1 protein-coding gene is annotated in these 547 nt (G+C 61.1%); it reads right to left on the bottom strand.

Going from position 1 to position 547, the window contains the following annotated elements; genetic code table 11:
* A partial coding sequence (locus VE25_RS20865) for a type 1 periplasmic-binding domain-containing protein (protein ID WP_500683374.1) occupies positions 1-547 on the bottom strand: 547 nt, incomplete at both ends.

Genomic DNA, 547 nt, shown 5'->3' with positions numbered 1-547 from the left:
GCCCCAATCGCTCACTCCCTCATAGGTCTTGCCCAGATTGAGGCCCGCTTTGTTGAGCGTGCGGCGATAGCCGGCCAGTCGCTCCCTGCTGGCAAATTGCCAAGGATCGCCGGTTATGGTGGCAATGCGCCGACGGCCGATGTCGACCAGATGCTGCGTTGCAACAGCGCCCCCATGACGTTCTGCCGGCAGCACGGCAAAGCCGGAGCTGTCCTCGCGCCGGCAATTCAGCATCACGTGCCTAAAGCTGCCAAGCGCTTCGGGCGGCTCAGCTATGGCCGAAAAGCTGCTGGCATATACGACGCCCTGCACCCCGAATCGGGCAAAGTTGTCGAGTGCCGCCAGCTCCCGGGCGGGGATGCCATCCGAGACCTGGATGATGATCTGAACGCCCTGACCAATGGCCCAACTCTGTAGCCCGTAGATGAGATCGATCGGGTAGGCTGAGGAAATTTCATTGATCAGGACGCCAAACAGCCGCTTGTTTTCCTGGCCTAAATTCTCAAGCCTGGGGCCGGGGTCGTAGCCGAGCTCGCGGGCGATATTG

Source organism: Devosia geojensis (assembly GCF_000969415.1).
In the GTDB taxonomy this organism is placed as follows: Bacteria; Pseudomonadota; Alphaproteobacteria; order Rhizobiales; family Devosiaceae; genus Devosia; species Devosia geojensis.
This window is presented reverse-complemented; position numbering and strand designations above follow the sequence as displayed.